Source organism: Paenibacillus auburnensis (assembly GCF_927798115.1).
Classification (GTDB): Bacteria; Bacillota; Bacilli; order Paenibacillales; family Paenibacillaceae; genus Paenibacillus_AQ; species Paenibacillus_AQ auburnensis.
Genome location: NZ_CAKMMG010000001.1, coordinates 2190121 through 2212883 on the forward strand (window position 1 = coordinate 2190121; position 22763 = coordinate 2212883).

General features: G+C 51.7%; 16 protein-coding genes. 1 reads left to right on the forward strand and 15 read right to left on the reverse strand.

What is annotated here, in order from left to right; all coding sequences use genetic code 11:
* Positions 1-48: 48 nt before the first annotated feature.
* From L6H70_RS10210 to L6H70_RS10245, 8 genes are all read right to left on the reverse strand, one after another.
* Positions 49-363: a hypothetical protein gene (locus L6H70_RS10210; protein ID WP_236332468.1), complete on the reverse strand. Its 315-nt coding sequence runs from the start codon at positions 361-363 to the stop codon at positions 49-51.
* A gap of 151 nt (positions 364-514) precedes the next feature.
* Positions 515-1351, reverse strand: a complete 837-nt coding sequence (locus tag L6H70_RS10215; protein WP_236332471.1) for a carbohydrate ABC transporter permease — start codon at positions 1349-1351, stop codon at positions 515-517.
* Entirely contained in the window at positions 1351-2283 is a 933-nt protein-coding gene (locus L6H70_RS10220) for a carbohydrate ABC transporter permease (protein ID WP_236332473.1), read from the reverse strand. Before L6H70_RS10220 ends, L6H70_RS10215 begins: the two co-directional genes overlap by 1 nt.
* A gap of 87 nt (positions 2284-2370) precedes the next feature.
* On the reverse strand, positions 2371-3723 hold the full coding sequence (locus tag L6H70_RS10225; protein ID WP_236332475.1) for an ABC transporter substrate-binding protein: 1353 nt from the start codon (positions 3721-3723) through the stop codon (positions 2371-2373).
* 141 nt (positions 3724-3864) lie between these two features.
* A complete protein-coding gene (locus L6H70_RS10230; protein ID WP_236332477.1) occupies positions 3865-5637 on the reverse strand; it encodes a cache domain-containing sensor histidine kinase in 1773 nt (590 codons plus the stop codon).
* 39 nt (positions 5638-5676) lie between these two features.
* Positions 5677-7278 (reverse strand): response regulator, encoded by a 1602-nt coding sequence (locus tag L6H70_RS10235; RefSeq protein ID WP_236332480.1) that lies wholly within the window; start codon positions 7276-7278, stop codon positions 5677-5679.
* 208 nt (positions 7279-7486) lie between these two features.
* Positions 7487-8347 carry an AraC family transcriptional regulator gene (locus tag L6H70_RS10240; RefSeq protein WP_236332482.1) on the reverse strand — a complete coding sequence of 287 codons (861 nt, stop codon included), beginning with the start codon at positions 8345-8347 and terminating at the stop codon, positions 7487-7489.
* A gap of 165 nt (positions 8348-8512) precedes the next feature.
* Positions 8513-9673, reverse strand: a complete 1161-nt coding sequence (locus L6H70_RS10245; RefSeq protein WP_236332483.1) for an AGE family epimerase/isomerase — start codon at positions 9671-9673, stop codon at positions 8513-8515.
* Between the two features lie 315 nt (positions 9674-9988).
* Between L6H70_RS10245 and L6H70_RS10250 the strand changes: the two genes are divergently transcribed.
* A complete protein-coding gene (locus L6H70_RS10250; protein WP_236332485.1) occupies positions 9989-11578 on the forward strand; it encodes a glycoside hydrolase family 43 protein in 1590 nt (529 codons plus the stop codon).
* Positions 11579-11827: 249 nt separating this feature from the next.
* On the opposite strand, the gene L6H70_RS10255 is transcribed toward L6H70_RS10250, so the two are convergent.
* From L6H70_RS10255 to L6H70_RS10285, 7 genes are all read right to left on the reverse strand, one after another.
* On the reverse strand, positions 11828-13171 hold the full coding sequence (locus tag L6H70_RS10255; RefSeq protein ID WP_236332487.1) for a GH1 family beta-glucosidase: 1344 nt from the start codon (positions 13169-13171) through the stop codon (positions 11828-11830).
* Positions 13172-13176: 5 nt separating this feature from the next.
* Positions 13177-14754, reverse strand: a complete 1578-nt coding sequence (locus L6H70_RS10260; RefSeq protein WP_236332489.1) for a glycoside hydrolase family 43 protein — start codon at positions 14752-14754, stop codon at positions 13177-13179.
* Between the two features lie 2 nt (positions 14755-14756).
* Positions 14757-17435: a glycosylhydrolase-like jelly roll fold domain-containing protein gene (locus L6H70_RS10265; RefSeq protein WP_236332491.1), complete on the reverse strand. Its 2679-nt coding sequence runs from the start codon at positions 17433-17435 to the stop codon at positions 14757-14759.
* 105 nt (positions 17436-17540) lie between these two features.
* On the reverse strand, positions 17541-19118 hold the full coding sequence (locus tag L6H70_RS10270; RefSeq protein WP_236332493.1) for a type 2 periplasmic-binding domain-containing protein: 1578 nt from the start codon (positions 19116-19118) through the stop codon (positions 17541-17543).
* A gap of 30 nt (positions 19119-19148) precedes the next feature.
* Positions 19149-20018 carry a carbohydrate ABC transporter permease gene (locus tag L6H70_RS10275; RefSeq protein ID WP_236332495.1) on the reverse strand — a complete coding sequence of 290 codons (870 nt, stop codon included), beginning with the start codon at positions 20016-20018 and terminating at the stop codon, positions 19149-19151.
* 1 nt (position 20019) lies between these two features.
* Positions 20020-20925, reverse strand: coding sequence for an ABC transporter permease (locus L6H70_RS10280; RefSeq protein ID WP_236332496.1), 906 nt, complete (start codon positions 20923-20925; stop codon positions 20020-20022).
* Between the two features lie 136 nt (positions 20926-21061).
* Positions 21062-22717 (reverse strand): family 43 glycosylhydrolase, encoded by a 1656-nt coding sequence (locus L6H70_RS10285; protein ID WP_236332498.1) that lies wholly within the window; start codon positions 22715-22717, stop codon positions 21062-21064.
* Between the last annotated feature and the right edge of the window lie 46 nt (positions 22718-22763).

Below are 22763 nucleotides of genomic sequence, written 5' to 3' on the forward strand. Positions count from 1 at the left end.
TCTAAAAAAAGCAGGGCCTGCGGACAATGTCTGCAGGCTCTGCTTTTTTTATTTGTTATAAGCATATTTATACACGGCGTAGACAATTCCTGATGAAATTCCAAGGGATACTAGCCACACTATCATATTTTGTATAGAGAACATGGACGGTTGAATACCAAAATCAACTCTTGATTGCACATGTTCTGTTCCCGCACTTTCATATGCATTTGTTATATCAGGTACATATTCTTTGGTCATTAACATCCCTAATCCAACCTGGATTCCGGCAGTTATCAGAAGAAAACTGAACGCAAAGATCAAGCCGAGAACAAGGTACTTTATCATTTTCACCGCCTTCCTCCAACAAGCTTGTTTTTTCATTATACACATTTTTACATTTATCCTGTACCTTTCAAGTCGAGTAATGATCCCTCAATATAGAGCAGCGGCCAGCTCCTCTACGGATTCCCGGAGATAACTGGCCGCTTAGTTACGTTGTTATAAGAATTATTAATAATATTTTATTGCATAATCAGCCTTTGGTGGCCCCGGAGGCAATTCCCTTGACGAAATACTTTTGCAGGGAGATAAAGACGATTAACACCGGAATCACTGACATTGCAGTTCCTGCAAAGATCATATCCCAACGCGAGGAGAATTCGCCGATATAACGGTAAATTTCCACAACCATTGTCTTGGGATGCCCTGAAGGCAGGACCAGCATCGGCATCAGGAAATCGTTCCAGATTCCAAGACCGTTTAGGACGACCATACTGGCAGTGACGGGCCCCAGCAGCGGGAATACGATTTTCCAGAAGATCCCGTATTGGTTGCAGCCGTCGATTTCCGCAGCTTCCTCGATCTCCCGCGGAATGCCTTTGACGAAGCTGGTGTACAACAGACAGCCAAAGCCGACAGCGCCTGCGACATACACGCAGATGGGACCGACCAGACTGCCGTACATGCCCAGCACCTTCAGTTCCTTGAACAACGGGATCATGTAGGCCTGGAACGGAATCATCATCCCTGCCAGGAAGTACAGAAAGACGGCCTGGGTCCATTTCGCATTCCGCCGTTCAATAGCATAACCAGCCATCGGAATGATCAATACCTGGGCGGCGATGGAGACAACAGTCAGAATCAGGCTGTTCCCAATCGCCTGCGGGAAGTTCGTTTCGGTCAGCAGATACTTGAAGCTCTCCAGATACAGCCCTTTTGGAAAAGCGAGCGCATCGCGCATTATTTCAGCATTGCTCTTGAAAGCTGACATCAGATTAAAGAAGATCGGAAAGAAAAAGATCACCGCCAGGATCAGCGTAATGGCAAAGAGGATAACCTCTCCCCAGCGTTTTTTGGCCTGAATAGTCATTACATCTGCACCTCCCGTTTGCGGAGGAATTTCACCTGAATAAGAGTGACGAGCAGAATCAGCAGGAACAAGACCATCGCCAGCGCCGTACCGAAGCCCTGCCGCAGTTCGCCGAAGCCCACTTTATAGATGATATACGTCAGCGTCTCGGTCTCAAAGCCCGGTCCGCCGTCGGTCATCACCGCAATCTGATCGAAGATCTTCAGCGCGCTGATCATTGACAGCACCATACATACTGTCATTGAGCCGGCCAGCAGCGGGAAGGTAATATGGCGGAACTGCTTCCAGCCTCCGGCACCGTCAATCGAAGCCGCTTCATTTAATTCAGCCGGGATGCCCTGAAGCCCCGCCAGATAGATAATCATGTAGTAGCCGGCACCTTTCCAGACTGTGGACAAAATTATCGCCAGCATTGCATATTTGGGACTGCCAAGCCAATCGACCATCCAGCTTCCCAGGCCGACAGCATCGAGCATTTGGTTGAATACCCCAAAGTTATAATTCAGGATCATAGCCCACACGAAGCCCATTACGACACCGCTCAGCAGTGTCGGGAAATAGAAGACACTTCTGAACAGATTTTTGAACCAGCGCACCTTGTCCACCAGCACAGCCAGCAGAATGGCGGCGACATTCTCCAAAACAACCAGACTTATCGTCATAACGAGCGTATTTTTTAGCGCGTTGTGTACCCGGGTGCTTTGCAGAATCTCGACGAAGTTGGCAAAGCCGATGTAACGGATATCTTCACTGATGCCGTCCCAGGATGTGAAGCTGAGATAGATGCTTCCCGCTGTAGGTACAATAACGAACAGCGTATAAATTAGAAATGACGGTAAAATAAACAGCAGCGCATAGGATTGCCATTTTCTCTTTCTCTTTGGATTGGCAACGGCCAGCGTCTGCTCAGCCTTTACAAGGTTTGCACTCATGGCTGCTCTCCCTCCTGTATCTAAGTCCAGGCCGGAGTTCCGGAATCCTCTGCGAGGAGAGGACCCGGCAATCCTGCCTAAAGCTTATTACATCTGATTGGCTTTAACCTGATTGTCATATTCGTTGTCTGCCTGTTTCATGTAATCCGTAACGTCTCCGTCCTTGGCTACCAGTTCCTGCATCAGCTTGTAGTACCAGTTGCGGAACTGCGGAGGGATCAGGTTGTCACCCCACCAGTTATTGATCGCCAGCGATTTGGTTACATTCGGATCGGTGATCAGGTCAAGAGCTACCTGCATCTGCTCACTGGTCTCGTAGGTTATCTCTTCCTTGGTGGAAGGAATACCGTTGATGCTGGCCAGATATTTGGAATAGTTGTCCTTCTGGAAGAAGAAACGGATAAACTGTTCAATCGCTGCTGTCTTGTCCGCATCTTTGGCCGCTTCGGCTGACAGTGACCAGCCAGCCGGTGATGCCAGGCCGACTACATTCACTTTGCCTTCACGGTCCGGGATTGCATAGAACCCGAAGTCGAAGCTTGGATCAGCTTCCTTGATCTGTGAGAACATCCATGTGCCGGAATACAGCTGGGCTGCTTTGCCGGATACGAGGAAGGATGCGGTCTGGTTATCCGCTGTGCTGAGCCAGCCTTTATCGACATATTTGGTGAACAGCTCTTTATAATCCGTCATCGCCTGTACGACATTCGGGTCAGTGAAGCTGACCGTTTTGGCTGTACGCTTGGAATTCCAGTCCGGATCTTTGGAATACACATCATCGATCAGGAATTTGTTGATCCAGAAGCCCATATGGAAAATATCTTTACCGCCTACTACAAGCGGGGTAATGCCGCTGGTCTTCAGCTTTTCCTGAATCTGCAGGAACTCGTCATACGTTTTGGGAAGCTCGGTGATACCGGCGTCGGCATACGCTTTTTTACTGTAAATAATGCCCTGCGGCACATTCACCTGCATCGGTGCATTCCACACCTTGCCGTCTACCTGAGGCGGGTCCTTGAACAGCTCAAGCAGATCCGATGGAAGCTCAACGATCTTGCCGGCGTCTGCGAACACCTGCGTGTCACGCATTTCAACGAGATCCGGGAATTCACCGACCGCATCCTTGGTCTTCAGCCAGTCCAGATAAGCGGACGAGGAGGTTTCGCTAAGGTCCTTAACTGTTATATTGGGGTTTGCTTCCATGAAGGCTTTGACGGTATCCGCGATGGCCTGCTTGGTGGCCGGGTCGCCTGAGGCATAGCCGATGGTGAAGCTTACCTTTTTGACTTCAGGAGTGTTGCCGGCCGCAGCAGCATCCGGGGCTGCTGTGCCTTCCGAAGTGTTGTTGGCGGAGTTATTGTTGTTACCGCAGGCGGCTAATACAGTAGTTGCTGCAAGAAGCAGAGCAGATAACCGGATCAGCGTTTGTTTTTGTCTCATATTAGAAATAACCTCCCTTTGGTTATGCCGGAAACTGTAATTCGATGTGCGCATCATCGCCGAAAGCGTTTCCTTGTGATTAGGATAACATCGCAGCCCTGCTATTAGAATGAAGTTTCTTAAGCCGCATATGCAGGTTATTTAAGAAGAACGCTCCACGGATTCTGGAACAGGAAACGTAAGCGTCACCGACGTCCCGATATGCTCCCGGCTGCTGACGGATAACCCGTAGCCATCGCCAAAGACTGTCCGGATACGTTCGTGGACGTTCTTCAGCCCGACGCTTTTCCCGGGAGAGCTGGGTTCTTCAAGCAGCTCCAGCACCTCTTTCAGCCGCTTTGGGTTCATCCCGTTTCCGTCATCATACACCGTAACCGCGTACTCCAAATCCCGCAGTTCGATCGTCACCCCGACGGTTCCCCTACCCTTTTGCCGCAGCCCGTGCGAGACCGCATTCTCCACCATCGGCTGCAGCGACAGCTTCAGAATCGGCCATTCCAGATCAATCTCCGGCGAAATATCCAGGTGAAGCTCATAGTAGTTGTCATAGCGCACCGATATAATATAAAAATAGTCCTTCAGGTGCTCCAGCTCGCTGCGGATGCTGACCCGGTCTTCACCGTAATCGATCACATATTTCAGCTGGTTGGACAGAGAAAGAATCATATCGGCCACTTCACTCGCTTCCTTATCCACCGCATTCATGCGGATCACTTCAAGGGTGTTATACAGATAGTGAGGGCGGATCTGCGATTTCAGCGCATTCAGCTCCGTCTGCTTCTGCTTGATCTGGGCAACATATGCCTCATTGATATAATCCTGCAACCGCTCCACCATGCGGTTAAAGCCATAAGCCAGTCTCCCCATTTCATCATTACTCTCCACCGGCAGCTGAGTATCCAGATTTCCCGACTCCACCACGGACATCTGCTTGATGACGCTGCGGATCGGTGCCGCCAGGCGGCGGGAGAACCAGAAGCCCATGAAGATCAGCGCTACCGAGCAGATGAGTATGGCGATATATATCGTAGTACGGGCGGCCAGCAGCTTCTCGAACAGGCTGCTACGGTGAATCCTGGCGATCAGATGACCGTCCAGAAACGGAATCTCTTCGCTGAGAATGATCATTTTATCATTGCTCCTTACCAGGCCCTCTACTTCATAGGTCTTTTCCTCCCTGCCGGCAAGATTGCTGAAGAATACATGCCCTTCCCCGTCCAGCAGATAGAGCTCGTCCTTATCGCCAAGATTAAGCTCCTGCAGGAACTGCTGGAACAGCTTGACATCCACATCAAAAAAAAGTGTGCCCACCACTTTCGGCGTCCGGCTGATCCCCTGCGACGTATCGATCAGGTTGCGCCCTATGGTATATACCTTCCGGCCGGAGCCGAAATAGTAATTGTCTGCATGGCTTGGAAATATGGCTACCTTGGACGGCTGCGGAGCCATCGAATGAATCCAGTCCCTGTAAGGCAGCGCCTCCAGCAGAATCGATTTATTTTCCTTCTCCTGCTCATACACTTTCTGGTCCGAGCTGCGCACAAAATAAGCGCTTGTAATAAAGGGATCGCTCTGTAGCAGCGTTTTCAGATACGAGTTGATAGGAATTGAATTAATCTGCTCCAGCTCATTGACATTAATCGTCTGGTTCTGGCTGGAGCTCTCGAAGCCTTCATACTTGCCGGTATACATAATTTTGGAGATATCGTTGTACTGGTTAAAGGTAGCGTTCAGGTTGTAGCTCATGTAGAGTACCATCTGCTGCAGGTTACTTGTGGTGTACCGCTCAATATATCCTGAGAAGGTGCGCACCGAAAAAAAACTGAGTGCGAACAGCGGAATCAGCCCCACCAGAATGAACGATATGGAGAACTTCATAAACAGGCTTCCAGATGTACGTCTTTGACCAAACATGACAAACCTCCCCATTTCTGTAGCTGCCCAATAATTGCGCTATGAATTTCTATAGCTCTGTTTATATTCCTGGGGAAGCTTGCCGAATTTACGTTTGAACATATCGCTGAAATGGCGCGCATTGTTGTAACCCACCCGGTCGGCGATTTCGTAGACCATGAGATCACTCTCCAGCAGCAGCCGGAGCGCGTGGCGCATCCGCACCTCGGTGACATAATTTTTGAAATTCTGCCCGGTATGCTTCTTAAAAAAGCTGCTGAAATAATACGGGTTCATATACACCATCGCAGATACCGACTCCAGCGTGATGTTATCCGCATAATGCTGCTCCACATGAGCTTTTACCCGGGAGAGCTGGACGTTATCTCTGCCCTTGATTTTACCTGCCAGCAATTCCGCGATCCGGCTGACTGCCTGCTCCAGTTCAAAGCCCAGCTGTTCAAAGGTCGGCGCTTCATGCAGCATCTCCAGCAGCGGCTGCGGTAATCCATCCTGAATGCGTGCTTCAATCCCGTAACCGGCGAACTCCTGCTCCAATTGCAGAATGACGTTGTAGGTGCTCGACACGGCTTTTCCCCGGCTGCCTTCCGCCTGCTGCTTCAACGTCTCCAGCAGTCTGTGCAATAATGGCGTAAGCTTGTCATACTCCAGGGATTGCAAGGTTTCGATCAGCTGCTCCTGCAGCTTCTTCAGTTCTTCCTGCGCATACTCCCCCGGCACCTCAACCTCCCCGGAGTAAGCATAGACCTGGTTCAGTCCCGCGAAATAACGTCTTGTCAACGCTTTCAGCGCAGTCGTATACGATTCGTCAATATGTTCAATGTCATGTACAGACCGGCCAATGCCGACCGAAACCTTCAGCTTTAAAAAAGCATTAATCTTGCCGTGCAGATCCTGCATCAGCGGAAGCGGCTCTCCGGGAGCATCATGCTGCAGCAGAATACCGAACCGCTCGCCCTTGCGGAACACGTAGCCGTTACCATGGGCTTCGACTGTTTCCTTAATAATATTCGATAGGGCAAAAGTCACCAGCTTCCGCTCGCGTTCCTTCCAGCGGGAGGACTGCCCGTCATATTCATCCGTTTCTACTACACAGACCGTAACAAAATCCCTGTCCGCCCTTCCTGCCATGCGGATAAATTCTGCAGCCCTGCTGCGGTTGCCGTCGGCCAGCTGCTCCAGCAGCTCTTCAATCGTTACACTGCGGTTCTTCTGCTCATAATGGTTCAGCATCAGTTTGTTGCGTTCACCTTCCGACTCCTCACGAATCGCCGCAACCGCCCTGGACAAGACCTGCTCCAGCTGGCCGGTGTTCACCGGCTTCACCAGATAATCCAGTGCGCCATATTGAATCGCCTGCCGGGCATAATCGAACTCCTGGTAGGCGCTGATAAATACCACCTTAATCGGACGGCCGGATTCATGAATATCCCGGATAATATCAATGCCTGTAAATCCCGGCATGCTGATGTCGCTGATAATTAAGTCGGGATCAGCATTGTTAATCAGCTGCTTCAGCTCCTTGCCGTCTCTAGCCTCGCCTACAATACTCAGCCCTAATGCTTCCCAGGCAATGAGCTTCTTCAGCCCGCGGATGATGATCGGCTCATCATCGGCCAGTAATACCCGGATGGGTCGCATGGTTCGTCCTCCTTTATGAAACGGCTTTTCGCCTTCATTGTATCAAAAAGCGGCTGCTTCCACTTTAGCATGATTGTTTCCCGAGCCGGATACGATAATTTAAGCGTTTTGTGCAGTTTTTTCAGCATTTTATCCGCTATGCCGGGGCACCAGCAAAAAACAGCCCGTCCAGGAAACCGGATGGGTTGCTGGATGGGCTGCTGGAGTTTCATTCATTACTTTTCCTGTATTTCAGCGGTGTTGTGCCGAGCATTTTTTTGAATAGCTTGTTAAAATACGAGGCGTTCGGAAATCCGACGGTGATCCCAATCTGCTCTACCGGCAGATCCGTAGTGGTGAGCAGACGGCAGGCCTGCTTGATCCGCCTCGCGGTCAGATAATCAACCAGCCGGCTCCCCGTCTCCTGGTGAAAAATCCGACTGACATAGGATTTCGACAGATGTGTCTCGGCCGCCAGCTGGTCCAGGTTCACTTCTTCCTGGTAGTGCTCCTCGATCCATTTCATGATTTTTTCCGAGTAATGCAGATTCCGCCGCTCTTCTGAAGTTAGCAGTGATGTCTCTCCGGTTCCCATACATTCCAGCAGCTGCAGCAGCAGCAGTGCAATATCTTCAGAGTCATCCCCTGCAGAGCTCATTCTGGTTAGATTGTAACGGGCATACGCCGATTCCAGCACCAGGGCCTGGGTGCTTAGGTCGAAACCGCAGTAAGGATTGTTGTTCTGCCATAAGGCAGTGAAAACCGCTCTCCGTTTCGGGAAGCCCTTAAGCAGATCCCCGGCAACCTGCGGATCTATATAAAAGATACTGCGCACAAAGGGAGACTCCCGGGAGACCTCAGAATAAATCCGGTGCAGCTGATAAGGCTGGAAGAAGAACAGCATCCCGGGACGAATCTCGTACATCTGCTGATTAACGACCACATTCCCCTGTCCGCCATGGACGAACAGTACCTCGCAGCACTGGTGCCAGTGATAATATCCTTTGTAATGGTCATCGGTATAGATCTGATAATCCCAGACGAGTGACTTGTGGTCAGGGAAAAACACAGGCTCGAACAGTTGCTTCATGTTCCCTCCATCATAACAAAATATATTCTATTATACTCTTCCGGCTGCGGGGGCTACAATCAGGCCAGCGGTAGGCTGCCTGCATGTCAAAACAAAAAAATGCGCCCCGGTTAAACGCAGGACACATTCTCTTCGGGTTATTCGCCTTCCCTTTATCCGTCTCCCTTACCACAGATACAGGTCGTTCCCCTTCAGCTTGAAGACGGCTTCCATGAAATAATAATCGCCGTAAATAATGGGAGTATGCCGGTTAGGATTATGGTAGGCAGCGGAACCGCCTGTCAGGAAATTATCGGTGTCCAGCGACCAGTCACTGCGGGATTCATCCAGGGTCCGCAGAAGCTTCAGCGCGGCGTTGATATATATAGCCTGTTCATGCTCGCCGACAGCCTTGGCAATCTCGATCAGACCGCAAGCCGCGATTGCTGCAGCGGTGGAATCCTCGTATGCCGGCTCCTTCGGTTGTCTGAAGTCAATGGGAATTATTCCGTTCCCGGGAATATTAGCCATGAAATAATGCGCAATCCGTTTGGCCGTATGCAGGTACTCTTCTTTGCCCGTGTGGATGTAGCTCATCATGAAACCGTAAAGCGCCCAGGTCTGGCCTCTCGTCCAGGAAGAGCCATCCTCATAGCCTTGTCCGCCGTAAGTCTTCATCACTCCGCCATGGAACGGGTCGAATTCAACAATATGGTTCACCGAGCCGTCCAGTCTTACGAAGGAGGTCATTGAGGTATCGGCATGAGCCATCGCAATCTGCTTAAACCTTGGATCCCCCGTCTCTTCCGAAGCCCAATAGAGCAGCGGAATATTAAACATACAGTCAATGATCGCCCAGCCGCGGGTATCCCCTTCCTCCAAATCATTCCACGCCCGGATAAAACGTCCAGCCAGATTGAAGCGTCCGGCGAGCAGATTGGCGGCATGGAGCGCTCTCCTTCTGGACTTTGCATTACCGGTCACCTTGTAATTAGCTACACTGGTCGGGAGCCACATAAACCCTACATCATGATGAAGTCCGTTGTACTGCTGAAAGCATTCATCCAGCTTATCTTCTGAAATATTGGCGATCTCCCGGTACTTCTGATTCCCCGTCTCGTGATACATCAGCCACTGCATGCCGCCCCAGAATCCGTTGGTCCACCAGCAGATGCCGTCAGTGTCCATCCGGGATGGATTAGCCTCTGACCGGTCATCATGTACTCCGTTAACTGCAGTATAAGGAATTTTATTTCGGGACCGCTCACTGACCACATCCATCTTGTGTGTAATTTTTGCAACAACCTCCTGCAGCCAAGTCTGGTCGTTATTTTGTAATTGCAGCATTATACTCCCACTTTCCAAATGAATTCTACGTAAATACGCTTGATATGCCCCTATTATAGCTTTGTGCCGCATCCCAAAAGTTATAATGAATTATGATAAAATGTTGATTTTTTGTTGTTTCATCTACAAAAGGAAAAAAACATCATAGCTCTCCATTGCCTTACTCATCTTTCATCATGACAAGATATCAATATTTTAGCGCAATCGATTATAACTTTCCGTTTGGGCAGGCGATACAATGAAAGAGGTACATTCAGCGCGTCTATTGTAATGCACACCACTGTCCACCCTATAATCCCAGGAGGTTTTTATCGTATGGCGCAACAGATTGTCAATCCGGTGGTGACCGGATTTCATCCCGATCCGTCTTTTATACGGGTAGGGGATGATTATTATATTGCCACTTCCACCTTTGAATGGTTTCCGGGCGTAGAGATTCACCATTCCCGCGATCTGGTTCATTGGCATTCCCTTACCCGGGTTCTGACAGAGTCCTCTCAAGTTGATCTGCGCGGCAACGCCAGCTCCGGCTCGATTTGGGCTCCGGCGCTGTCCTATGATAACGGCCTGTATTATTTGCTGTTTACCGATGTGAAATCCCGCAAAAGCGTATACAAGGACCTGCATAACTATCTGATTACCGCAGCCGATATTATGGGCTCATGGAGTGCACCGGTCCGGTTAAACGGCAGCGGATTTGATCCGTTTCTGTTTCATGATGAGGACGGGCGTAAGTGGCTGCTGAATATGCGGTGGGATTTCCGCCAGCAGCACAGCAGTTTCTCAGGGATTATTATGCAGGAATATGATCCCGCCGCCGGCAGGCTGACCGGTCCGGTTCATGAGATTTATACAGGTACTCCGACAGGTGTTACGGAAGGACCGCAGCTTTATAAGCGTAACGGTTATTACTACCTCCTTGTGGCTGAAGGCGGCACCGGGGTCAACCATATGGTTACGCTGGCGCGAAGCCGCAGCCTGACCGGCCCTTACGAGACTGACCCGGATTATCCGGTTATGACTACAGCGCATGATCTGACCTTTGCCTTCCAGCAGGCAGGCCATGGCTCGCTGGTGGAGACACAGGCTGGCGAATGGTATATGGCTCATCTGTGCACACGCCCGATTCCGGGCACCGGAATCATGAATCCGCTCGGCAGGGAGACCGCCATTCAGCGCTGCGTATGGACCGCCGACGGCTGGCTACACCTGGCCCATGGCGGCAAGCTGCCCGCGCTTACGGCGGATGCGCCGGATTTGCCGCCGCACCCGTTCGAGCCACTGCCGGAGCGGGATGATTTTGATTACGGGGAGCTGGGTTTTCCGTATCAGAGTCTTCGCGTCCCTTTTGATCCGTCTTGGGTTAGCCTGACGGACCGCCCGGGCTACCTGCGTCTGACCGGACGGGAATCCCTGGCTTCGCTGCACGACCAGAGTATGATCGGCCGCCCGATCCGTCACTTTGCCTGCACTATATCTACCTGTCTCGAATTCAAGCCTGACAGCTTCCTGCAAATGGCCGGACTGGTGCTCTATTATGACGATAGCGATTATTACTATCTGCGGGTAACGGCGGATGAGATCAGAGGGGTCGCCTTGGGTGTCGTGATGTGCAGAGCGGGGAAATATGCTGAAATCTCTTCGATGCAAATCTCCGTGAAGGACTGGGAGCGCTACTATCTGAAGGCCGAGATCAATGGCCGGGACATCCTGTTCTATGCTTCTCCGGACGGGGAAGCATGGACAGCTATGTGCACACCGCTTGATTTCGGGACGCTATCGGATGAATACGGCGGTAAGCTCGGCTTCACCGGCTCCTACGCCGCATTATGCGCGCAGGACTTGGACCAGCAAGCTAAGAAGGCGTATTTTGATTATTTCGAGTATAAGGCAGCGGGAGAATAAGACAGTTGCTGGATTGATATATAGAAAAATAAACGGCAGCCAGGGAACATTCAACATGTTCCCAGCTGCCGTTTTTGGCTTAAGCTCTCCGCCTTATGAAGACACGCCTTCCAGCTCCGGGTGCATTTTCTTCACGGCCCGGAAGGCATCATCGGCCACCTCCAGCGTAAAGGCGATGTCCTCCTCTGTCAGCGCCACTACAACGATATACCATGTACTTCTTCAAATAGAGGTTACGTATGTCCCACTTTAAGTCTCGATCCACCCGTTGCCAATCACTTTTTTATACCAGTAAAAGCTGTCTTTAGGTGTCCGCTTCAGTGTATTGAAATCCACATGGATCAGTCCAAAGCGCCTGCTGTAGCCATCCGCCCACTCGAAATTGTCCAGCAGTGACCAAGTCATATAGCCCTTCACCGTAACCCCGTCTTCCATAGCCCGCTTCAGCTGAAGGAGATGCTGGCTCAGATATTTGATTCGCTTCACATCCTGAACCCTTCCCTCCACCGGATCACCGTCATAGCAGGCTCCGTTTTCCGTAATATAAATGGGCACCGGACCGTAGCGATCCTTGACATGTACCAGCACCTTGTATAAACCGTGAGGATAAATCGGCCAGTTGAAATCTGTCCGTTCATAACCTTCGTCGATATCTTCAAGCCCGAACAAGCCGTGATCCTGCTTATAGAGCCCCAGTGACCCCGTGTAATAATTGATGCCCAGAAAATCAACCGGCTGCCGAATATCCTCCATATCGCCTGGTTCAACCCTGACTTCAGCCCCCATGGCCGCGAAAGCTGCTGTCATGAACTCAGGATACTCCCCTTTGAAAAGAGGGTCCAGAAACCATTCCACCATCCAGCCTATTCTGCGGCGGCAAGCATCAATATCCTCCTGCCGGGAGCTGAACGGTTCCCGCCAGCTAACATTCGGAGCATAGCCGATCTGCCCGGGAACCCCCGACTGCCGGAACAGCTTCACGGTTCTGCCGTGCGCAAGCATCAGGTGATGGGCTACATCAAGCGCGCTCTGCAGGTTCTGTTCACCGGGAGCCAGATCACCGATATAGTGGGCCTTAAAAGATACGCACCATGGCTCATTGAAGGTGGTCCAGAACTTGATCTTTCCCTGGAAGGCCTTGAACATCGTCTCTGCGTACCCGACAAAGGCATCGATGGTGTTACGGTTCTTCCAGCCGCCCGTATCCTGAAGGGCCTGCGGAAGATCCCAATGATACAGGGTACAGAACGGTTCGATTCCGTTCTCCAGCAGCTCATCTACCAGACGGTGATAGTAATCTAAGCCCTCTTCATTAACCGCTCCCGTCCCGTCCGGGAAAATTCTGGACCAGGCTATAGAGAACCGGTAAGTGCGCAGCCCCAGCTCTTTCATATAAGCGATATCTTCTTCATAGCGGTGGTAGCTGTCACAGGCAGTATCCCCGTTGTCGCCGTTACGGATCTTGCCTGGCGTATGCGAATACGTATCCCAGATTGAGAGGCCGCGCCCCCCCTGGTTCCAGGCTCCTTCGATCTGATAGGCTGCCGTAGCTGCCCCCCATAGAAAATCCTCCGGAAACTGTATCATTGACAATCCGCTCACTCCATTTCCTTATAGATAAAATAATCAAAGTCGGCATGCCTGCGCGTTCCTCCCAGATCCTGCACACACATGCCAATAAACGTCCCGGTAAATCTCAGTGGCTCCTTGGCTTCATCTGAGAGATGGGCAATATTGATCTCCCCGCCAGCAGGAGACCAGCCGCCAGCTTCAACGGCATAATAGAACTGCAGGACTTCACGGTTAACTACAGCCTTCAAAAAGACCGGACCATCTGCCGGCAGCGGAAGATCCTCCTCAAGCAGCTCGTCATACACTCCGCGGTCAGACTGAATAATCCCGATTACTCTGCCGTGCTGCTCAAGATGTGTGATCCGCAGGTATACATAATCTTCCGTGTTGTAGTAGAGAATGAGGCCGGCCATCTGCTGGAAGCTCTCCGGTTCGAACTCAATTACTGTCTCCGCTTCAAAGCGGAACGCCTGCTGCCGGCGGGCAACCAGGCTCTGCCTGTGGCAGGAGCTCAAGGATTCCCTTCCTGCCAGTCGCAGGAAGCCTGGCCGCTCACGCAGTGAGAGCCAGTCCGGGTCCGGAGGAAGCCGTAGCGTATTCCAAGGATTGCCCAGCAGCGCTTCCTCAAAATCATCCCTCTCCGGCTCCGGCTCAAACGGATGAAGCGGCAGTTGCGGAGCCTGCACCTCAGCAGACGGGGCATACCCGCCCCCTTCCAGCCGGAGCCAGCCCTCTTCGTCCCAGTAACACTTTTGCAGTGCGGTCTCCCGGCCCAGAATACAATGGAATCCGTCCACAGGTCTTGCGCACAGATGAGCCATATACCATTCACCGGACTCCGTTTCAACAAGTGACCCGTGACCCGCCTTTTGAAGCATCAGCTCCGGACTACCGCTGCTGGTCAGCATCGGATTACGGGGATCAATCTCGTAAGGACCCAGCAAGGAAGCAGAGCGGGCCACAGTAACAGCATGCTTGTACCTCGTTCCGCCTTCCGCTGTAAGCAGGTAATAATAACCGTTGTGCTTATACACATGCGGGCCTTCTGTAAAGCCGATTTCAGTGCCTTCAAAAATCGTTGTGACCGGACCCATCAGCCGTCCTTCCGCCTGCGAGTATTCCTGAATAACGATACCCCCGAATTTGTTCTTCCCCTTGCGGAAGTCCCATCGCATATTGAGCAGCCATTTCCGGCCGTCTTCATCATGAAACATGGACGGATCGAATCCGCTGCTGTTGAGATAGACCGGTTCCGACCACGGTCCTTCTATGTTCTTTGCGGTCACCAGATAATTATGGGTATCCTTAAATGCACCCTTATGGGACTTCACGTCGGTATAAATTAAATAGAACAGTCCGTTGTCATAGGTCAGGCAGGGCGCCCATACCCCGTCGGAGTCTCCGTTACCCCGCATATCAAGCTGGGATACCCGGTCCAGCGGCCGCTTCAGCAGCCTCCAGTGGACCAGATCCCTGGAATGGTGAATCTGCACGCCCGGGAACCATTCAAAGGTGGAAGTGGCAATATAATAATCGTCCTCTACACGGACAATCGAAGGGTCGGGGTTAAATCCTCGCAGTACAGGATTAGTAATGGTGTTCATCTCTAAGCCTTCTCCTCCAGACGCCGCACCGGAGTTAAGGTCACCGGACCGATAAGCCCGCTTGGCTCCTGCTGCGCGAAGGAGGACAGGAAATCCTGCTGGTCTTTGGCGAGCGTATTGGTAACCTCAATAACGAGGCGGTTCGTTCCTTTCCGGACTACACCCGTGACTTCCATCCGGTACGGTGGGCAGAGGCTAACGCCAGCATGGTTGCCGTTGATCCACACTTCCGCCGTCTCATAGACTTCTCCCAGTTTAAGCAGCACCTTATCACAGGAATGGCCCCAGTCGAATTCCGTCTCATAGCGGAAAGTGCCGGAGAAGTCCGGTAGCAGCTCCGGTCCGCTCATATTTTGCAATGTTGTTAATGTCACCGGCGCAGCAAAGTTAGGGTAGGACTCTGCAGCTGCAGTCGCTACAGTCCACTCCCCTTGCAGTTCAAGTTCCGACCCGTCCTCCGTCCACTGCCGCTCTGCAGGATAATCTGTAAGCGCAGCACCGTGGAGCAGCACAATGGATTCATAAGGATGAAGTACAAGCTCTACTGTTTTAGACCCGGGTGCAACGGCCGCCTCCAATAAGGCAACCTTGTTAAGGAACGCATCATAGGCATAGATTCCGCCCTCCCCCTCAAACGGCAGCGTAAGCTTGGCCGAGATGACCTGATGCGGGCTTTCATTGAAAAACATAAACACCTCTGCATCTTCATGGACATAGTGATAATTGCGCAGATACGGCTCGTACCCGTCCGCCTTGACCTCATAATACCCGTCTGCAATAAGATCATCAGCAAGCACGCTTAATCCGGTAAGCCTCACATTCGGATCGGCGGAAAGCGATAGCAGCTCAGCTGAAATATCTATCCCTTCACTGGAACGTACCGGCAGTCCGTCTACAAAATACACAGGCATTCCCTGCCCGGCAAAATCAGCCAGACGCCGCATCATCTCTGCCGGAAGTGCTTCTGCATACGGGATTATGAGACAGCTATAATTCTCAAGGTTAACATACAGCTTATTATCCTTGACCACGGCTGCATCCTGCAGAGCATCAACGGGAAGCACCTCACAGTCAATTTGATGCTGCATTAATTGCTTTACCGGTTTGTGAAAATACATCGCTTCTCCTGACCACTCGGCTTCCGCATGGTACAGAACGGCTGCGGTCGCCACATGTCTTCCGCCGGAGATCAGATGGCTGATCCGGTTAATGTACCGGTTGAGATAACCATAATAGCGGAACTGCGGGTTTTTCCCGCCCGCATACATATGCGGCCCGCAATCCGGGTCCGGAAAATCCTTCTGGGTAAAGGCATGCGGAACAAACCGGTTCACGCCGCGGACCAGCATATGGTCAGTAAGCCACTTCATCAGCTTGAGTCCTTCGGTCCAGCCGTAAGCTCCGTACACCTCGCACATCGTCCGTCCCTGTTTTTTCGGATCGATATGGCCGAGCGATACTCCAAGCTTAGCAAGGCCGTAGTGGAAGAATTCACTGTCTGTTACTCCTGAAGCAGAGCGGAAAGACAGCTCATCGAAGCCTGGGACAATCTGCCACAGGACTACATCCAGGCCTGACATATCCTGTCCCCACATGGAACGGAAGAAGTGTCCTGCTCCCGGGCCGAGTCTGGCATGGACGTTGTTGTCTTCAAGCACATGTCCGATGTACTCGACCCCGCGGGCTCTGCACCACTCTCCGAGCTGGCTGCAGAAGTTCTCTGCGTACAGCTTGCTGACAATATTCATATAGGCATATCGGATACGGCCCGACTGCTCTTCCGCATCATGCCAGAGCAGATACAGGTGCTTACGATAGTCTTCACCCAAAGACTGCGCAAGCAAGGCAGGCATTTCACTGCTCCAGGGGAGCGACACTCCTGCTTTGCCGGGCCTGGAATTGAAGTCAAACGTCGTCTTGTCGTTATAAAAGCCCGGTTCATCCGAGAAGAAGCCCGCAAAGGTATGCCCGAAATCTGCCTTATAGCGATCATAGACCGCCTCGTAAACCGTATCGAGCAGAATCCGGACGGAATCACGGTCCAGCGGGTTCAGATAATCCTCCTGCTTCTCGCTGCCGCCCTGCTTATCCTCCGAAATCACAAATACCCGCCAATACCCTTCCGGGATGTCCCAGTACAAGACACCTTCATTTACGAGTCCCGTGAGGTCAACGGATTCACCAATCAGTGCTCCACCGGATGGATCGCGACGGACCGCAGTAACGGAGATCAGCTTGTTTTTGCCGCTTGCATTGTCTCTCAGGGAGATGGTCGGCCGGAGTCCGGTCATCAGCAGCGTATCTACCAGCAGCGATGCCCCCGGGGCAGGTCCAAGCGTATCAATGTAGCGCTCGCCCAAAAACCTGCGGTGAAGCTCTTCCGGTGCCTCCTTCACCTTTCCCGCTGCATGGCCTGTCGGAAAGTGATCATCATCCAGCAGCCATACCTTCATCCCGCGCTTCCGGGCCTCATCCATAATAATATCCATATCCATCCACCACTTCGGCCCGAGAAAATCAGGATGGGGCCGGGCTTCTATGCATACCGCCCCGATTCCGGATTCATGGACACGGGCCATCTCTTCGCGGATTACCGCTTCTTCCTCCCCATGCTGCCAGAGAAAAGGAAGAATATAATTGTCCTCCCGGCCTTGCAGCACTTCCGTTACACGACTGCTCATAATTACCTCCTGCATGATCTGATTCTTTTTGTACTTTTGCTTCCCGATAGCCCGGATTACAATATCCGCCCGGCCTGCAATCGGACCGGGCGGATATCCGTACTATTACTGCTGCACCTTGCTGTACCATTCTCTGGCGCGCTTCGTAACCTCTTCGCCGCCCGATTTGTTCCATTTCTCTACAAATTCATCAAACTTCTCGATCGGATACTGCCCGATTATAATTTTGGAGGCATATTCGGCGTAAAGCGTCCGGTTATTAATATCCGGGTAGCCGTCATATACACTGGCCGGCATCCCGTCACCGGCAATGACTTTGGCATACTGCTGGGCGTCCTGCATATTCCGGGTAACCTGGTCAATCGCCCACTTGCTGTCCTCCGATACCGTGCTGTTAAAAAGATCTATGGTAAAATCCAGGGTGGATACGCTTGTAGCCGGATTAAGAATCTGGTTCTCCTGCGTGCTCTTGTCATCCGGAAGCTTAACGGCTTTGCCGTCCTTCATGGTATAGTGCATGCCTTCCACACCCAGGAAAAGATCTTTCCAGTTGTTCTTATCGTACATATTGTTAAGCAGCTTAAGCGTGGCCATCAGCTTCTCTTCATCCTTATTATTTTTGAGGACCCACAGAGGAGAGGCAATTTTCTTCATTGTATAGAAGCCCTTATAGCCCTTAACTTCAGGTATAGGTAGGACGGAGAATTCAGCCTTAACGCCGGTGTTCTTATACATATTCTCGAAAATCAGGTTACCCTGCTCCACCCAGTGGAAGTAATTACCGACTTTGTCCGCCTGAATTTTCCCGTCCCACTTGTCCTTGCTGTTCAGCAGGGACTCTTTGTCGATTAGCCCTTGCTTGTACAGCTTAGCAATAAACTCCAAGGCCGCTCTCATATTCGGGGTTACCGCAGAATAAGTCAGCTCACCATCGTACATATCCCACTCCGGATAGCCCTCAAACATCGCTACGCCATACATCGCGAACAGATGGTCCATCCAGCGCGCCTGCTCCCGGCCGCCGGTCGGTATTTCGTCCTTCTGGCCATTTCCGTTCGGATCCTGGTCCCGGAAAGCCTCCAGCACCTTCACATATTCATCCTGGGTTTTGGGCATTTTCAGCCCCAGCTTATCGAGCCAGTCCTGGCGGATCAGACCGGCATATCTGCCGTATTCGACCACATTGGGAATATAATAAATTCTTCCCTGACCTGTAGGGTCGTTCGCCTTCACCACGTTCCAGATCTCCTCCGGAATGACCTTCCATACGTTCGGCGCATATTCAGGCAGCAGCTCCGTCAGATCAGCAATCGCACCATTTTTCGCCAGGCTGTCTTCAAGCCCCTGCTGGGGTACGAACAGGTCCGGCATTTCATTAGCGGCAATCTTCAGGTTCAGCTGATTGAGGTAATTGGTTCCCCCGTTCCACTCCACATACGGGTTGATGACACCAACACCCAGCTTTTCCTTATAAAATTCGTACAGCTTGCTGCCTTTGGTGACCGGCTGATAGCCGATGTTTGTGCCCCATACCTCAAGATCAACAATGCCCGCCTCAGCGGCGTTCTGGCTCTGGGGAGCAGCTGGTGAGCCCTGGGAATCGTTGTTGCCGCTGCAGCCTGTCAATGCAGTTACTGCAAGTACACCGGCAGCCAACAGCAGGCCGCTTTTTCTAAATTGCATATATTTGCCCCCTATGATGTGTATAGATTCTTAACCTTTAACCGAACCGATCATGGCTCCTTTAACAAAATACTTCTGCAGGAATGGATATACCACAACAATCGGAACAATTGCAAAGATTACTGTTGCCGCTCTTAACGTGCGCTCATTGTAGTTCAGCTGGGCTGTTGATGCAGCACCTGACATAATAACGCTGTCGTCGGTAATGAATTGGCGGATTTTGATCTGCAGCGGGAACCAGTTGGTATCCTGCAGGAAGAACAGCGGATGCTGGAACTGATTCCACAGCACCACCCCGTAGAATAGGGCAAGCGTCGCCAGCACGGCCTTGGACAGCGGAAGCACGAACTGGAAGAGCATCCGGAAGTATCCACAGCCCTCCAGAAAGGCAGCTTCCTCAAGCTCCTTGGAGAACTGCTTGAAGAAGGTTCTCATGATGATCAGATTGAACGGATTCAGGATATGCGGCACGATCAGCACCAGCGGATTATCGTACAGGCCGATCCCGCGCACCGTCAGGAAGTAGGGGACAATCGGCGCTTTGAAAATCATGGCGACAACGACAGCCATCATGATGACCGAGCCCCAGCGGAACTCCGGCTTGGACAGCGGGTAAGCGAACAAGGCTGTCATCAGAAGCGCCAGTATGGTTCCGATCAGCGTGGTGCTGAGTGTCAGAAAGAATGATTTCCACAGATCCGGACGGTCAACAATGTACTTCCAGGAGTCAAATGTAAATTGCTTGGGCCACAGCGTGACCAGGTTCATATCTACGGCGCTCTTAGAGCTTAAGGAAGTTGAAATGACTGACAGAAGCGGTATGAGCGCTACAATGGAGAACAGGATGAGCAAGCCGGTAATGACTGCTCCGAATGTTTTTTCGCTTTTTGATGCAAGCATACTACCAGAGCCCCCCATCGGAAACCTTATTGGACAACTTGTTGAATGTATAGACCATTATAAAGCCAATTACGGATTGGAACAGTCCGACTGCGGTTGCGAAGCTGTACTGGCCCTGCTGTATCCCTGTTCGGAATACGTACGTATCCAGGATATCCCCTACATTGTAGGTCATCGGCGTCAAGAGGTTATAGACCTGATCAAAGCCGAGATCGAGGAAATTCCCGATATCGAGCAGGAACAGCACAAGCACGGTAGGCAGCAGGATCGGGAAAGTAATATGCCGGATCTGCCGGAATCTTGAGGCGCCGTCGATCATCGCTGATTCATAGAGCTGCGGGTCAATCGCACTGATAGCCGCCATATAGACCACGGTTCCCCAGCCTGCATCCTTCCAGATGGACGCCAGTACGTAAATCGGTCTGAAGTATGCGCTTTCTTGCATCGCCAGAACAGGTTCGGCACCAAACCATCCAAGGATAATGTTGAACATTCCGCTTAAGGAGAAGAAATCGAACAGAATACCGCCTACGATAACCCAGGATAAGAAGTGCGGAATATACAGGGCCGTCTGAATGCCTTTCTTCAGCGCCGATTTCCGGATTTCATTGATCATCAGTGCCAGCAGCACAGGAACCGGAAAAACAATCGTAAGCTTGAATAATCCCAGCAGCAGTGTGTTGCTGAATACTCTCAGGAAGTCCGGGTGCTGCAGCAGAGTCTCGAAATGCTTGAACCCTACCCACGGGCTGTCAATAAATCCGCGGAATACGGAATAGTCTTTGAAGGCGATTACAGCGCCGGCCAGCGGAATAAATTTAAAAACGATGAGAAATATCATTCCCGGAATCGCCATCACATACAGCGGCCAGTATACCTTCATTTGATGAGATGCAATAGATTTCAAAGTGTCCCCCCCAATATCTTGTTGTTGAATTCGTTTACAATGTAACTATATGCTCAGTCCGGCGGGGTCTCAATCGGGCGTTTTTAAGTTCCTACCGGGTCATTTTCAATACAATCACAGGCCCGGACTCCTGGAGCTAAACCGCCCGGCATACCCGCCCTTCGGTGATTCCGGCCTCATTGAAAGTATCAACCCTCACGTATACCGGCTGACCCTCCATTAATGCCCTGATCATTACCCGGCTGCAGCCGAATACCATCTGGCTGTGATAGAGCTTGTCCGCAGCATATCCCCAGAGCACGTTGTATCCCGTGGCCTCACCCTGATCCCAGCTAACGGACAGATCCAGCCGGTCTGCAAGCTCAGTTACTACACCGCTTGCCTGCTCCGGCAGTTGTCCCCCGCCCATTCCGAACACTCTAAGCCCGGATATGCAGGCCTGCTGGCTGAAAGGCAGCTCCTGCACGGTGCATCTGATAAATCTGGCTCTGATCCCTTCCTCCCGCACGATCAGATCATGCGGCAAATCCGTAGCTGCTTCCGTTTTATCCTCAATAACGAAGTATTCTCTGCCGTCAAGAGAACCTTCCAGAAGCCAGCGGGTAAACTGCCGGTGCCCGACGATAAACCGGTTCCCCTGCAGCACTGTTCCGGCGGGAGGATCAACCTGCAGCCGGTCATCCGCAAAATTGATCTGTACCGCATGCACGCTGCATTCCTGCCCCAGATCCAGCTCCAGCCATTCGCCCGGGCGGCTGGAGCCGGCACGCCACCAGGTCTGCACATTTTCATCCGCTGCCCTGGAAGGTTCATAACCCTTCTCAGAGGAAGAAGCTGAAGCCGGTTTATTGTAGGAGAGCAGCATCCAGTCCGGTCCGCTCCAGGGGTCCATCTGCTTCTGCTCCAGCCTGTACGGCCAGTCCCCGTATCGCTGGTTGCAGAATAAGCTGCCGTCCCCGTCAAAGCCCGCAGGCCACAGTCCGAGCCTTCTTTCAAATAAATGGTTCATGCTGATACGCATAGAGGAGATATGCCAGAGATTGCCGTAATGATCGGTCAAGTTGGAGCCGTGTCCGGCTCCCGGTATGAACCCGCCCGGCTTGTAGGAGAAAGGATTATTGGCAGCCAGTCTGAATGGCCCCAGCGGCTTATCCGAGATGTAAACTCCGTCCGAATAAATATTGTGCTCCGTGCCGGGACTGGCATACTGCAGATAGTAGGTTCCGTTATGCTTGTCCATCCAGGCCCCCTCAATGTAAGGGGCGTTTCCGTCCGGATGGTGATTCTCGCCTTTTCTTTCATAGCCGTGCTTCCCGGGATTTCCATAGATCAGTGCAAGAGGCTCAGACAGTGGCCTCATATCCGCGGGATTAAGCTCTACGCCATAAATAGGAGTCTCGTTGGAGCAGCCCCAGTAGAAATACAGCCTTCCGTCCTCATCCTGGAACAGATTAGGGTCCCAGAAGGGAAACGTTCCTTCAATCTCTTCGAATTCCCCGTTGACCGGATCTTTCGTTCTATAAAAGGAACAGTTCCGCAATTTGCTGGAAGCAGAGAAATACAGATAGTCCCCGATTGCCCGCACATCAGGAGCATAGTCGTAGACAGGCACGCCCTGGAGCGGATGGAAGGTCCAGGCAGCCAGATCGGCGCTTGTCAGAAATCCCGCGGTCATCGAAGGGAACAGGTAATACTCCCCATGAAAGGCAATCAGGGTCGGATCGGCGGCTTCCCTGAAGACAGCTCTCTTCCCCATAATCTCAACGATCTGGTATTTGTATTCCATATTCATAGGATTGCATATATACGTCATTCACTCCACGTTCCTTTCCGGACAA